This is a genomic window from Aquiflexum gelatinilyticum (assembly GCF_024741135.1).
GTDB classification, from domain to species: Bacteria; Bacteroidota; Bacteroidia; order Cytophagales; family Cyclobacteriaceae; genus Cognataquiflexum; species Cognataquiflexum gelatinilyticum.
Map to the genome: position 1 here is coordinate 24,325 of NZ_JANSUY010000015.1, position 16,315 is coordinate 40,639.

Here is a 16,315-nt window from a genome sequence, read left to right on the forward strand (position 1 = left end):
TTTTTTAGTTTAATAAAAAAAATTAATTTGAATTAGTAGTCGTATAAACCAGTAATGCTAAAGTTGCTAAACTTGCAAGTACTTGTATCGTTTGCAAAAGTGTAGTACCCGTTCCTAATTCCCTCACTTTCATAGGTTCTGCATAAATCATGTCATTGGGTCTCACAAAGTAAAATTCAGAATTCATAATTTCTTTGTTGTTCAAATTCAATCTATGCGCTTTAGAACCTTCAGGATATTGCCTGACTAACATAATATTATCTCTTTTTGCTACAATTGTAAGGTCACCGGCGGTTGCAATAGCCTCAAAAATTGTAACCCTATTTTGTAAAACAGTGTATTTACCTGGACGTGCAAATTCACCCAATGCGCTGAACCTAATCCCACCTAACCTAACCCTTACAAAATAATCATCATCCCTGACATACTTCTTTAGTTCATTCTCAACAGTAATTTTTGCTGTTTCAATATTCATTCCGACAAGTTTCAACCTACCAAGGACAGGCATGTCAACAAATCCATTGTCATCCAGTGTATAACCACTTAAATAGAAAATATCACCGCCAGACATAAGCCCCCCCTGCATCATCATTCGGTTGTTATTTGCAGCAAGTACATTGATATCCAACATTTGGTTTAAAAGTGGATCAGAAGTTTTGATATTTATTTCAACTACATCATTGTATTGTAAAAGATATTCCTCAAACTTGGAAGGAACCATCTCTCCCAATTTGACCAAAGATTCTTCTTTGGGTAAATTCTGCATGTACACAACCCTTTTGTTTGAGATACAACTTACGAAAAAGATTAAAAACAAAAAGATTACGAAATGATTGAATTTAAGCGTCATAATTGTTTAAAATTTAATTGCGGATAGGATAAACATAAAGAAAATTAATTTGGGCAAAATTAAAATCTTTTTGTAATAAAAAAAATGTATTTTAAATAATTTTTTTTGAATTTCAAATATTAATTGAGATAGATTTTTTTGAATTATTTCCGAATATAAGATTATTTAAATAATTTCATGCAAATAAAAATAAAACAATATTGATTAACAAATAAAATTTGAAGCAATAAAGTGTCAATATACCATAAATCATTTTAAAAAGAAAAATCCTAATTTCGAAATAAACACTAAAATATACTTTTCACCTATACCTCCAAATCGTCCATAAATTTTATACCCTGTTCTATTTACTCCCTTAATGGTTCCACTTACTTTTGCACTCCAATTATTTTGTGATAATCTACCCTAATTCAAATCCTTTTCAATCTTGTTTTGGCGGCTTTGATCCGCCTCATGGTAGTCCAACCTTATTTCTGTCAAACATCTCAAATTATTTCAACGGGCCCAACTTAATTACCCAGAATGGACCCAAATCAGAATAGTGGGTAATCTAACTGACTTCGATCAAACTAGTGCCTAATCAATTACTCAGTAGCAGCGGCATAGTCATCGAAACCACTTTCTCTTTTCGCCCTGACCTTTTAACTTATAAAAATACATAATCTTGTTTTAAAATTGGATCATTGACAGTAAGCGGTGGTTCGGGATATTCACTGTCTTTTCCATTCAAAAAAAATGATGTCAGGCTACAATTCTAAACCCTACAAAAAGGTATTCCGGTCCAAAACGCTTTCCCAAAAATAGCTTTACTTGTATTATCTTTAATTGTCAGTAAGTCATATATTTCAAAAGCTATTAAATGTCACTATCTAAAACAGTTTGAAGCTTTGTAGCAAAAATCTCTAGGGTCTTTTCATTTTTAAAAATATTGTTGTGGTGACCGGGGAGATTAATTACCTCAATAATAGAAACTAAATTCTTCCACCCATAAAATGCCATGTCGTCAACATAGAAGTTGGGGACTTCAACTTTAAATAAGAATATCTTTTGGTCAATTGGCGTTAAAAGATATGAGTTCATCATTATCTCATTGTTATAGCTGAGTCTTTTTATGATTTTCTTTAACTCGGAAATTTGATCCTCGTTTTCAACTTTTATATTGAAGTTCCTTTCTAATTTTCGTTGTAAAGCTTCTTTTTTGTTTTGGATAAAGTATGACGGATATTTAATAAACAACCTCATTTCAATCATTCTTTTCCAGATCGCTCTTTTCACCTTTGTGAAAGAATATACCTTTTCGTCCCGTTCCCAACTTGGTGTGTCGAAAATTATCAATTTTGAGTTATTTATCCCCAACTTCAGCAATTGTTTAATTATTTCATAAGCAACATAGCCTCCAAAAGAATACCCCGAAATATAATAAGGTCCGAATGGATTGTGTTCCAACATCAGTTTGAGGTAATGGCTAGCCATTTCCTCTATTGTACCATGTGGTTCCTCTAATCCATTTAAGCCTTTAACTTGAAAACCAAAAACAGGCTGGTCCGGCTGAAATTTTTCTGCTAATGCAAAAAAGCTCGTAACAGTGCATCCTATACCATGAATCATGTAAATAGGTGGCTTAGTACCTCTAGGCTTAATTGGTACCAAGCAACTCCAATTGTTTTCATCCTTCTCCGATTTGTCTAGAAATTTGGCTAAATGGGACAATATAGGGTATTTAAATAAAATATTGAGAGAAATTTCTCTTTTCAACTTCTTCTCAAGGGCTGCTACCACTTCAACTGCAAGCAATGAATGCCCCCCTAATTCAAAAAAATTATCATTCTTGCTAATTTTTTTATGCTTGAGGAAAAATCCCCAAACCTCTAACACAAGGTTTTCCATTTGAGTATTTATGGAAGAATTTATATTTTCCTCACAAAAATTTCTAAAAGGTAAAGGTAAGTTTTTTCTATCTACTTTAATATTTTTTGTTAGTGGAAGCTTTTCCAATATCATCCATTCTGAGGGAATCATATAATCAGGAAGACTTTCTTTAAGGACTCCTTTGAATTCGGAGAATAACTTTTCAGGTTGTTTTTGGGAGGATTCTGGGTTTAAAACCAAATATGCAGCCAAAGAATTATTTCCTGATGAGTCCGAAAAAGGATTCACCGCAGCCTGCTGAATACCTTGAATTTTATTTAGCCTTGCTTCAATTTCTCCCAGTTCAATTCTATATCCCCTTATTTTTACCTGAAAATCCTTTCTCCCTAAGCAAACTATTTCCCCATTAGGGAGAAATTTCCCCAAATCTCCTGAACGGTAAATTGGATATCCTTTTTTAAACGGGCCTTCAACAAACTTCTCTTTAGTCAGTTCATCCATCAAGTGATAACCCGACGTCACCCCAAAACCTCCAATACAAATCTCTCCTACCCTTCCAACAGGGCAAGGATTCAGGTTTTCATCCAATATATATATCTGGGTATTGGCAATAGGTCTTCCAATATTGATGTCTTCAGGCTGCTTTATTTCTTTTATAGTAGACCAAATGGTGGTTTCGGTAGGGCCATAGACATTCCAAAAAGGACCGACCAATTCCAATAAATTTGAAGCCAAATCAATGGGTAGAGACTCTCCTCCACAAAGAACTTTTAATTTTCTAGGCTTATTCCAACCAGAAATCATAATCATCTTCCATGTTGCTGGGGTTGCCTGCATGCATGTAATAGCATGATTCTCCATCAACTTTAGAAGCAACCTTCCATCCTTTACACTTTCATTGTCTGCTAAAACGATACCTGCACCCGAGATCAATGGAAGAAACAATTCCAAACCTGCGATGTCAAAAGATATTGTGGTAATCGCCAAAATGACATCTTCTGAAACCATTCCCGGCATGTGCCGCATACTGACCAAGAAGTTTAATAAATTCAAGTGGCTTACTTTGACTCCTTTTGGAAGCCCTGTGGAACCTGAAGTATAAAGTATATAAGCGATGTCGGCAGCTTCCGGAATCAGATAATCCGGAAAATCATCAGGATTTGAAACCTTGATGACATCCAACTTCAATTTTTTGATATTGAATGATTTTTCCAAGAAGGTCTCATTATCTAAGATCAGTAAAGAAGCTCCTGAGTTTTGAAGCATGTATTGAATTCTGTCTTTTGGAAAAGAGGGGTCTAATGGTACATAGGCACAGCCTGACATGAGAACTCCCAACATTGCAGGCAGCAATTTTTCATTTCTATCGAGCAGGATAGCGACCACTTCTCCTTTTCTGATTCCCAAGTCCTTGATCTGTTGCGAAATATTTTGCGCAGCCAATGCTAATTCCAGGTAATTGAATTCTTTTTGTGGCGTTATTAAGGCCTTTTTTTTGGGATTCTTTTCAACCTGTTGGAAAAAAAGTTCTAAAAATGAATTTTGAACCGGCAATTCCAAATCGGTTGCATTCCATTCCAATAATTTAGACTGGTTGAAATTCCGGTTGAATTCTAAATCTTCTATTTTAAGTTGAGGGTTGGTGGTCAAGTCCTCTAATAATCCCAAAAAACCTTCCATCCAATAGGCCACCGTATCTTTTTTAAATAGGTCTGTATTGTAGGACCATTCAAACACCAAGTCATTTTTCCTATTGGTCAGGTTCAGGAAAAGTTCAAAATTTTCGTAATACCTTGGGTTGCTGATCAATTCAAATGATAATCCTGAAAATTTAATGTCGTTGTCCATCCCCATATCAATATTAAAGATGACAGGTACCAGTGGAATCCTAGAGGGGTCTCTGGGGATATTTAAATGCTGGATCAGGTTACCAAAGGTGTATAACTGGTGGTCATAGTCATCTAAAAGTTCTTTTTTTCGGTTGGACAGGTATTCCAGAAAAGTCCAAGAATTATGGATACGGGTTCTTATCGGTAAAAGGTTGACGCAATGTCCGACCAAGACTAAATTGTCAGTGCCAGCCTGTCCGGCTGTTGGCATCCCAACTACTATATCATCCTGGCCTGTTATTTTATAAAGAAAAATCTCGAATATAGCCATAACCGTATTTACCAGGCTGGTATTCGATGACTTGCTAAGGTTCTTGAGACGGGCTAAGCGATTGCTGTCCAGGACAAAATCGTCCCTTCGGCTAACAAAAGTTCTGAAGGAGGGTCTTTGACCATCTGTAGGCATTTCAAGCTGGGGCGGCAAATGTTTATATTTCTCCAGCCAATAATATTCCAATTTGGAAAATTCAAGACTATTGGTGAAAGCCTCCATTTGTTCCGAATAGGCACTGAATTGGTTTGGTTCAGGCAGGTCCAGGGTAGTTTTATCCATAAAAGATGAATAAATCTTCCCGATTTCCTCAAAAATCACTCCAAAGGACCATCCATCTACTACTAGGTGATGGGTAGTGACTGTAAACAAATTTAGCTCCTCCGCAAGTTTCAAAAGGGAGAATTTAACCAAAGGAGCTTTCCCTAAGTCAAAATCATATAATACTTCTTTGTCCAAAAAATCCTTAATAGCCTTGTCTTGGCTTTTGGAATCCATCTCTGCTAAATCCAGGAATTCCATGTCAATGTCAGCCCGTTCCCTGACCATAAAAAATTGGCCATTGGCTGTAAATTCCATACGTAGGGACTCGTGGCGGGACACAAGAATGTCACAAGCCTTTCGAAGGAAGTCCTCCGTAAGTTTTCCTTCCAACTTTAGGGTTGCTGACTGGTTATAAGCAAGTTTGGCTTCCTTTCCCCCCAATACACAAGAAAGCCAAATTTCTCTTTGCGCATCTACAAGCTTCCCTGCCTTAGAAAATGGGGTTTCTTCAAAGGGATTGTAATCAATGGGGATTAATTGGATTTTATTTTCAGGTACAGCCATTGTCTAAAAAACACAAATTAATTGTTCATACTTCCATTTATGTCAGAAATATACTACTTAAACCATAAAGTTTATGACCCTAAATAGGGGAACAAGGATTGAACTGATACGGATTAATTTAAATTGTATCTTTTTCTTTTTTCACCTTATTTCTAAAGGTTTTTATATAGCCTTTTCATCCACTTTGACATATTTGTCAGTAGCTTTATCATCTTTTAAAAACCAAGCGGGGTTACCAAATTCATCTTTTCCTAACCGTGCTCCCGGAACCGGAGGATGGGAAAATCCGGCTGATTTTGGGAGTGAAGGTGAAGCAGGTTTTGTGGATTCAGCTCCTTCATCAAGCAATCCGCCGATAAACTCACGGAACCTTGTTATGATCTGGTCAAAGCCTGGTTCAGCAAATTTCGCCGCCATTTTTTCCTTATCGACTATTTCTCCTAAAACTTTACTAAACTCATTAGAAAGAGGATTTAAATGAATTTCGGAAAGTTCAGCTGCTTCGTTTTTAATGGAATCTTGCCTTGATGCCGAGGCCTGGGAATTTGGATACATCTCAGTTCCCAATTGGGAAAGAAGCTGTACTTGACGGGACATCAAATCAAGTTGTTTTTGGACCAATTCATAAATTCCATCAGATGCTACCCGATTTTGATTGAAGTCTGTTTGGCTTGGACCGGTATTTTCTTGGATTTCGAGACCGACCTTGACACCTTTCTGTTGGATAGGATTGAGAATTCCGGTATTTGGAAACGCCACAGTTGATTTTTCATCAAGGTTCTGAAAATTTTCTTTTGGAAGCTGAGAGTCCAAATGTATAGCCAAACTATCCAAACTTGCCAGGGATTCATTCAGTTGTCTAAAAGTGATGTTCAGCTTAAACTCCTGTTTAATCTTTGATGCCAATTGTGTCAGTAAGAGGGAATCAAATCCCAATTCAATAAACGTCGCCGTATTGTCAGCTACAGTTATACCAGTTGCATTCTTAATAATGGATACAAGCTTTTCTTTGATCAAGGACAATCTTGAAATTGGTGATTTGGTGTTATTTTCCGGAATGTGCGGGTGTTCTTCTATATTTAATGGGGGTACGGCATGTTGAATGGTACCTACTTGTAGGTAGGAATGGTGTTTTGGGTCCATCCAAATCCTTTCTTTTTTGAAAGTATAAGTAGGCGCCCTATGGTCGCTACCAATGTTCTGTACCAATGGACCCAAATCAATTTTGAATCCTTTTTGCCAAAGTGTCCCTGCCTGATGGAGGAAGAACTCCAAGTCGGACACCTTTGACTGGAGGACAATACTCACAAACACCTCTCTTCCCTTTGCTGCGGGTGTTTGTTTCAGTAGGGAAGTCAGGACATTCCCGGGTCCAACTTCCAAAAATGCAAGGGGAAGGTCCAATTCCAATAGCATTTTGGTTGCGTCCAGGAACCGGACGGCTTCTCGTAATTGTCTGATCCAATAATTAGGACTGGTTGCTTCTTCATCAGTTAGAAATGTTCCGGTTACAGTAGATATTATTGGTATTCTTGGCTTTTGAAGCCGGATAGATTCCACAATTTTTTCAAAGTCCTCCAAAATGGGATCCATCATGTAAGAATGGAAAGCATGGCTGGTTTTAAGTACTTTTGAAGCGATGTCTTTTGTTTCCAAGAGATCAGCAAAAGCCTGAATGTCTCTTTCTTCCCCGGATATTACGCATTGATTGGCTGCATTTATTCCTGCTATATCAAGGCCTTTTGGTAGTAAAAACCGAATTTCTTCCTCCGTTGCACGGACAGAGAGCATTTTTCCGGCAGGAAGGTTTGAGATCAGCCGACCCCTTAATGCAACGAGTCTGAGCGCCTCTTCCAATCCCATGATACCTGCCAAATGGGCGGCAACAAATTCACCGATACTGTGACCACAAAGGATAGCAGGTTTGATCCCCAAAGACATCCAGGTTTTTGCAAGCGCATATTCTATCGCGAAAATGGCAGGTTGGGTATTTTGAGTATCTCTCAATAAAATTTCCGCGGCTTCATCTGTAACCGAAGGAAACAGGATATCAAGAATAGAAATCCCTAACTCGGCCTCTAAGATTAAATGGCATGCATCCAAGGCATTGCGAAACTCCGGAAAAGTCTCATACAATCCCTGCCCCATTTGAAGGTATTGAGCCCCTTGTCCCGGAAACAAGAAAGCCATTTCATGGTTTTGAAGACTGACTTTATCCTTTACCTGAAATTCAGAAAGTTTCTGAACCATATCTTCCCTCTTTTTTCCAATTATAAATCCACGGTAAGCATAAGGCTGACGGTAATGAACCAAAGTAGATTGGAGGGCATGGAGGTTCAATTGGTCATTTTTAGAAATGAAATCGTTGAGTTCATGGGCATACCCCGACAAACTTTCGGGAGATTTGGCAGACCAAGGGATCAAGTATGTTGTTTGCCGTGAAGTATCAGCCACTTTTTCTTCAGTAGGCAAAAACTCTTCCAAAATCAAGTGAACATTGGTACCCCCCACACCAAATGAGCTTATACCTGCATATCTTTTTCCTTCCTGCTGCCAATCTTGGTTAGGCTGAGGCATGAAAAAAGGGGTATTTTCCAACTGTATTCTTGGATTGAGTTGTTTGAAATTGACCTGAGGGAAAAATTTCTTCCCATTCATTGTTAAAATTGCCCTGAACAACCCGGCCATCCCTGATGCTGCATTTAGGTGCCCTATGTTGGATTTGACAGTTCCTAAAGCACAGTAGTGAGTTTTGTCGGTTGATCCAAAGGCCAACTTCAAGCCTTCAATTTCGATGGGATCTCCCAAAAGCGTTGCAGTGGCGTGAGCTTCCACATACCCAATCTGTTCCAATTCAACTCCTGCATCTTCCAAGGCTGCAGCAATGGCACCTGCCTGTCCTGAAGCACTAGGAGCAGAGAAGCTTCCTTTTTCCCCTCCATCATTATTGACTCCTAAGCCTTTGACAAGAGCATAGATATTGTCTCCATCTGCCAAAGCAGTCTCGTAATCTTTCAGAAGAACGGCACCTACTCCATCACTGAAAACGGTACCTGAGGCGGCTGCGTCAAAAGATAAGACGTGGCCATCCTTGCTGTTAACAGCTCCATCATCATACAATTGTCCGCTATTTACAGGTGATTTGATACTAGAAGCCCCGGCAATAGCAATCTGGCATTTTCCCTGACGGATTGCCTCAACCGCTTCTGTCACTGCCAATAATGCCGTTGAGCAAGCTGAGTGCACACTTACGGCAGGGCCTGTCAGGTTTAGGTGGAAGGCTGTACGGGTAGCCAAGTAATCTTTTTCATTGAGAGAATTGACCAAAAAATCTCCATATGAATCCAATAAATCTTTGTGGGAAGATAAGTTATGCCAAAGGTAAGTATTGGTACTGCAGCCTGCATATACCCCAATGTGGAGCGCTTCATCTGACTTACGCAAGCCTGTTTTTTCAAGCAATTCATAACATACTTCCAAAAACTTACGGAGTTGTGGGTCTGCGATGGCAGCCACTTTTGGATTTATCCCAAAGAAATTGGCATCAAAAGTATCATAGCCTTCAATAATACCTCTTGCCCCCACAAAAAATGGGCTTTGCTTTATAGACTCCGGAATAAAAGGATCCAATTCTTCAGGTTTGAAAAATCGGATGGTTTCTTTCCCTTCTTGCAGGACTTCCAAAAATTCTTCAGGTGAATTGGCTCCGGGGAACCGAAGTGACATTCCAATAATAGCTACCTCCCGTTCTTTGGTCATTTTTGCTTTGGCATTTACCATTCTTTGTTTTGAGGACTTTTCCTGTCCAAAAAAAGCTGCTATTTGAGAAATGGTAGGTACCTGGTAGAGCTTAATAATTGGGAGTTCTAAACCCAATTGTTGTCTCAATTCAGATACCACTTTTTGGGCTTTTAACGAATTACCACCTAATTCAAAAAAATTATCATGAACACTTACTTTGTCATAATTAAGAATGTTGGTTACTATAGGGGTGATTTTTTTCTCCAGGTTACTTGAAGGCGCCACATAGGAATCTGCCCATTCGGGTCTTACATTCTGGGGCTTTGGAAGCGCTTTTTTATCTACTTTTCCAGAGCTGGTTTTTGGGAATTCCGCTAACTCGACAATTATATCCGGAATCATGTAGTCGGGGAGTGACTTTTTAAGGGTATTTTTAACCTGATTGATATTGGTTTTATAATTATCCAAAAACTGGACATAGCCACAAAGAAATTTTTGTCCACCGGCATCTACATCAAGTTTTACTACCGCCTTTCTGACCCCCTCAACACTATTCATTGCCAATTCAACTTCTCCCATTTCAACCCTATTCCCACGGATCTTGACCTGGTCATCCTCTCTTCCTTTATAATGGTAAAAGCCGTCAGAATCCTGAACCACCAAATCACCAGTTTTATATAATTTGGTAGCTTCGCCTTCCGGGGAAGTCCATTGAATGAATTTTTGCTCAGTCAGGTCTTTCCTGTTCAAATAGCCTTCTGCCAAGCAATTTCCTCCGATATGCAATTCTCCCATTTCCCCAATTGGAAGAATTCTCAATTCCTTATCCAATACAAAAATCTTACAGCTGGCAACTTCCTTTCCTATGGAAGGAATATCATCCCATTTCCCGGGATCCCCACTAAGGACAAATTCAGTCACGTTTACTGAAGCTTCTGTCGGTCCATAGGCATTTTTAAGAACTGATTTTGGAACTTTACTGAAAAATGCCCTAATGTTATCCGTTATTTTCAACAACTCCCCGGAGGTTGATACCTCTGTTAAAGAATCCGGAAACTTATTTATTAAAAGGGCTTCTTCTACAAAATATTGAAGGGCCACATATGGTAAGTACACCCTATTTATGTTATTATCAACAATATACTGTAATACATTTGAAGGATTTAATCTTTGAATTCCTTCTATCAAATGCAATTCACCACCGGAAAAAAGTGTTCCAAAAATTTCCAAAATTGATACATCAAAACCAATATGAGCAAACTGCAAAGTTTTCACCCCGGATCCGATCCATGGGTATTTATATTGGTAATTCACATATTCGCAGAGCCCTAGGTGCCCAAGAATTACCCCTTTTGGATTTCCTGTTGAGCCGGATGTAAATAAAATTGCAGCATTATCTCCAACAAATCCGGAAATATCCTCGGTATTTTTAGAAAAATCGTCAAGTCCTAACCGTTTCAAACCCAAGTTTGACCAAATGGAATCCTCCTCCATTTTAGCAAAAACGAAACGGAGCTCTGAAATTGCCACCATGTCTTTTAACCTTTCTATAGGATATTCAGGATCTACAGGCATATAGGCTTTCCCTGCTTTCAATATTGCAAGCATCCCGATGATCATTTCAATTGACCTTGTGGTACTTAGTCCAATAATTTTTTCTTCGGGGGCTGCTTTAGCAATGATACCCGCAAAAGCTGATGCCTTCGCATCCAATTCAGCATAGGTGATATGATTTTCTCCGAAAACGACTGCCTTAAGATGAGGAAAAAGTTTTGCTGTGCTTTCGAAGAACGTGTGCAGTTTGTTCATTTCCATAACAATTGTAGTTAAAATAAAAGAAAGAATACGAGAGAGATTGAATTTCTATTTGACTGTTTTTCAGTTTTTAATTGTTTGCGTATTATAAATTTCCAAGAACGGGTTAATTCATTGGTAAGCAGAGAAGGTACTGGCCTAAACAAATACTTTTGGGTTTGGTATTTTTCAGGCCTCTAATTTCATGAGATTTCAGGGTGAATCTTATGACATAAATCATGAAATTTTAAATATTAAGTCAGTTTAAGGAATTATATTAAACAGAAGTCGAAATTAATAAATAAAATAAATGAAAAGCATATTTTTGTATTTTTTATTCATTTATTTCTATATAAAAACAAATTTTTTAAACATTCTGGAGCATGTCATCAATTAAATTTTCCTTTCCAAATTCCTTAGATCATAAACAGCAAGAAATTTAAAATAAGCAACATTCAGAATCCCTGCTTTTGATCAGAAAATTGAGCAGTTCTAAAGAAAATATATTAAACATCTTCATTGTATATCATCAATAAGTTAAATGTTTTCACTTTTAAGCGTAACTCTTAAAACATTTTCTAATAAAAAATTAGATCAGTCGTTTTTGAACAGGAAAGCCAATCAAAGCTAACTTAGGTAAGAATTAATATCTTATTTGAATTCAAAGGATTACTTGAAAAATAATTAAAATGGTTAACCTTAATTGATTTCAGGTTAGACAGTTTAAGATTTTTTCTATGAGTTGCCAATAGTTCGCCGAGGATGTGGGTAAGGCTAGTAAATTGAAAACTGAATCCTGTTTTATAGGTTATCGGAGATAGATCGGATAAAAAATTAAGAAGGTATTGAAGAAAGTTTCACCTGTTCAGTTCAGAACCTTTGTAATGAGGGAAAATAAAGATGCTCCGATGTACACTTTAAAATTAAAACCCAGAATACCGGAACAAGCAAGGGAAATGAATGAAATCAAAACACAAAATTTAAACTGGCATTGGACAGAAAAGTGTCAACCAAAATCAGGCGTAGTCAAATTGTTTCCAGACGGTAGTTCACTGTCCACAGAACCGCTAATCGTTTTCCAATCATTATTTGTTTTGCCTCATGCAATAAAATCTTATCCAAATATAATTTATAAACACTAATGAAAATTGCCTTGATTTTACTTCACTTCCAAAGTAAGGGAGTTGATTGTTAGGGTAGTGGTGGTTTTATCTTTTATTTATCAAAAGGGGTCTTGAGGCGGTGATAACGTTGCCGTTTGAATCAATCGAATAGAGGTATATCCTTGAATCTTTAGAAGGTATTTTAATTTCTACAAACTTTCCATTCAACTTGGTATTAATAATTGGACTGCTTTTTTTCCAATTCTCGTCATAAACTTCCCAATTATATTCTAAATCTCCCACATATCCATTTGTAATTGCAGCTGAAAGCCAAATAGTTTCTCCGGGATTTAAGAAGCGCCAATGTCCAACTATGGTAATGTCCGGGAATGACATGATTTTGGAGGTATTGTTAAGCCAAACACTCTGAAGATAATAATAAGAGGGCTTTAATCTTCCTTTATAATCAGTCAGACCATACCAAGTAGCAGTTCCTTCGTATCGGTCACGCCAACTGAATGCAATACCACCTAGGTTTTTTCCTTGGTGTCGGTCAATATATTCATTCCATTGTTTTCTATACCATTCAGCTTTACTCAAAGAAGAATTTTCGACCAACAAACTATCATTCCAATAATCCCCCAATTCTTTGTTCCAATATCCTTTAGGACCAAATTCTGTAATTGTATAGGGTTTTCCGGGATAAAAGACCCCCATTATTGAATCAAGCTGACTGATGTTTTCCTCATAATACGAGTTGACCCCTATCACATCAATATGAGGTGCGTAGGCTCTGTATTGGGAGATGGCCCCAATCAGTCTTTCATTATCATGTTCCTCAGAAGAGAAAACAGGTCTGTCAGGGTCAATTTGTTTTATTTTAATTGCTAAATCATCTAAAAACTCTAAATAGCTCCTTCTCACGATGGTCAGGTAAGGTTGAGCATAGTGTTTTTTTAACAAACCCCATGTTTCGTTTCCTATGTTCCAACCAATGATACTTTTATCATTTTTTCGCTTTCGGACCTGTGATAATACTTTTTTCTCATATGCTTTTATCACTTTTTTATCTTTCGAGAAGTCTACCTTAGGGTCAAACCAAAATCCAAACATGACTTTCAAATCATGGTTTTTGGCTGCATGCAGGATGTTTCTGTCATATATGCCAGGTTCATACCTTCTGATAGTGTTGGCCCCCATTGCTTTGATCAATTTGAAGTCGGTTTCCAATTGTTTTCTTGACAATGGATTAAAACCTTCTTCCCAATCGTGACCTGTATTGTAGCCAATTCCTTTTATATAGAATGGCTTCCCATCGACCAATAGCCTGTGATTGCCATTCTCCATTTTTAACATTTTTGAGGAAAAATCTGCAATTGAATCATTATTTGACTCAACCCAATAATTCCTTTCTTTAAATAAATCAAAGAATTCCAAGGATTCACCAAATCCACTTAAATCATACGTCCATTCGATATATTCCGCTTTATCTGCCGGACGCCAAGAAGTAATCCAATTTTTATCTAAATCACTGTAAAAAAGGACAATGGACTTGACTTCCTTGTGTTTGTCTTGGATTATTCTTAATGATTCGTTCACCCATTCTCTTCCATTTCCTCCGTAGGAAGTCGAGCCAAATTCCGCGAGCATTACCGGAAGCTCCAAACCTTTTTCTTTTATTTCTTTTTTGAAAGGCAGGTAGATTTCTTCAAAAGATTTAGAAGATTTTTCCTTTGATGCCATTCCATAATTTAGAGCTGTCAATCCTATCCAATCGACATATTGATTGATGGAACTGTCATTCCCGTAGGGAAAATAGAACTCAAAACCCTCCACTGACCAGGGACTCCATACCCATGAAACGTTATGAGCCCCCACTCTTTCAAACCGATAATGGACATACTTCCATGCTTCCACAAATTCTTCATGAGTATTTTCACCTGACCTTGACCATGAATACATGGGGTTTTCCATTTCATGTGCAAATCTTAAAAAAACCGGCGAATTGAGGTCTCTTAAGGTCATTGCCATCTCTTCTATGTACTTATCAAAATAACCTTCTAGGATATACTTAAAGATCTTACGGTTGTTTTTTAAGTCCTCAATTTCTGCATATTCTTCAAATAGATTAGACCAAGGTTCCCAGGTAACCATAGGAATAGCACCATGAGATATGATTTTCTGCCATTTTTCTTTTGGAAGTGGGCCATCTCCCCAAGCTAGGTAGGAAGAAATTATAGCCCATTTTTGACCTGAATTGGTTTCAAAATCACTGATCAAAGAAATATCGGACCGGGTGTCAAAATGTGGATCGTAAATTCCAGAATAGAAGCCCCCAAATTCTTTTTCTATTGGTGATTTTATTTTCTTTTCGAGAAAATCATCACTTCCAAAATTCAGTGTGGATAAAATAAAATAAGAAGTAGCCAATAACATGATTATCAAGACGATATGAAACGCCACCCTGCTCAATTTTAAATATGATAGGTTCTTTTTTTGAATTGTAAATGCTTCTCTGAACTTATTCACAGAACTTTTTGACTGGTACACCCAAGTAGATTGTCCTATAGCAAAGGCAATTAATAAAACCCCTGCATTGATTGACGCAAATAGTGCCATCAATATGCTGTAGGGTTGCCAATCTGTGGACAATCCGTAGGCAACAGCCAAAATCGAAACCGCCGCCACGACGAGGTTAGGTAACCCCAGTAAAAACTCTCTTTTGGTGGTATGTTCCTTTGGAGTAGGAATGTAAGGGACTTTTATATTTAATAAGGTATAAACAAAGCCAATGATAAATATCCACCAAGTTCCAACCCTTAAAACCCCTCCCATTAAATGTATCCCTTGTTCCTCCTGGTGATTGAGCCAACCATGGGCATAAAACCTGTAGGTTAAATTCATGAGAAAAAAAGGTGTGAAAAAAACAAAGAACACCTTAGGGTCCATTAACCAAGGGTATTCCCCTGTAAACAAGGAATATACCGGAACTACAAAATCGATTATTCCAATTAGTCCAAACAAATAATAAACAGGCAGTAGTCCATAATGTAACTTTTGTCTCCAAGTGAATTTCGAAAAAAGCTTTGGATAAAGGTTGAACCATAAATCGAATGTTCCCCTACTCCACTTTATTTGTTGTTTGTAATATGCTGAAATACTGCTTGGAACCTGTCCTCGCGACAAAATCACAGGTTCATATACAGACTTCCAACCTTTTGCATGCAGCAACATTGAGGTGTGCATGTCTTCAGTCAGCCCAGGCGCATGTCCTCCGATAGAATCAAGTGCTTTCCTTCTAAAAGTACAATTGGCCCCAATTGCTTGAGCGGTCCCATATTCTCCCATGGCTTGCATATAAGGCCCATAAAACATGTAGGTTTGTTCAGCTGCGCCTTGGGCGATAAAAGACTCTTTTTGGTTACCATAGGATTGAACTACCTGAACAAAACCTATTTCAGGGTTATCGAAATGGTGCAGGACATAATCTAAAAAATCGGGATAAGGGGCATGGTCCGGATCTAAAATTACGCAAATTTCTCCAGTAGCTTGTTTCAGAGCATTGTTGATGTTCCCCGCCTTGGCATTTTCATGGGTTTCACGGGTGACGTGTATTACCCCCAATTCGCTACAGAGTTTTTTTACAAAAGCATCATTTCCTTCATCACAAAGATAGGTGGTATGGGGATATTTTACTGCCACCAAAGCTCTTAAGGTATTCTCCAACATATCATACGGCTCACCTGGATAGAAAGTGGTGAGCATATCAACAGTATATTGCTTTGAAGGTAATTTAGGTTTTTCAGATGTATTTCGAGGTTGCGGCAATCCTGCAAAATGGTACCATTCAAATCCCACTTTTAATAATTTGAAAAATAAAGAAAGAGTAAGAAGGTAATATAAAACTTTATGGCCCACTTCAACTTCTATAAAAAATCCATATAAAAATATGATTAGCGATAAAATACCA

General features: G+C 37.6%; 4 protein-coding genes. All 4 read right to left on the bottom strand.

The genetic code is table 11. The annotated features are described in order from the left end of the window. Positions 1 to 22 precede the first annotated feature (22 nt). On the bottom strand, positions 23 to 766 hold the full coding sequence (locus NU887_RS15750; protein WP_258424339.1) for a polysaccharide biosynthesis/export family protein: 744 nt from the start codon (positions 764 to 766) through the stop codon (positions 23 to 25). Positions 767 to 1,705: 939 nt separating this feature from the next. Further along, on the bottom strand, positions 1,706 to 5,707 hold the full coding sequence (locus NU887_RS15755; protein WP_258424340.1) for a non-ribosomal peptide synthetase: 4,002 nt from the start codon (positions 5,705 to 5,707) through the stop codon (positions 1,706 to 1,708). A 162-nt stretch (positions 5,708 to 5,869) separates the two neighbouring features. Then, positions 5,870 to 11,257, bottom strand: coding sequence for a polyketide synthase (locus tag NU887_RS15760; protein WP_258424341.1), 5,388 nt, complete (start codon positions 11,255 to 11,257; stop codon positions 5,870 to 5,872). A 1,193-nt stretch (positions 11,258 to 12,450) separates the two neighbouring features. Beyond that, positions 12,451 to 16,110: a glycosyltransferase gene (locus NU887_RS15765; protein ID WP_258424342.1), complete on the bottom strand. Its 3,660-nt coding sequence runs from the start codon at positions 16,108 to 16,110 to the stop codon at positions 12,451 to 12,453. Between the last annotated feature and the right edge of the window lie 205 nt (positions 16,111 to 16,315).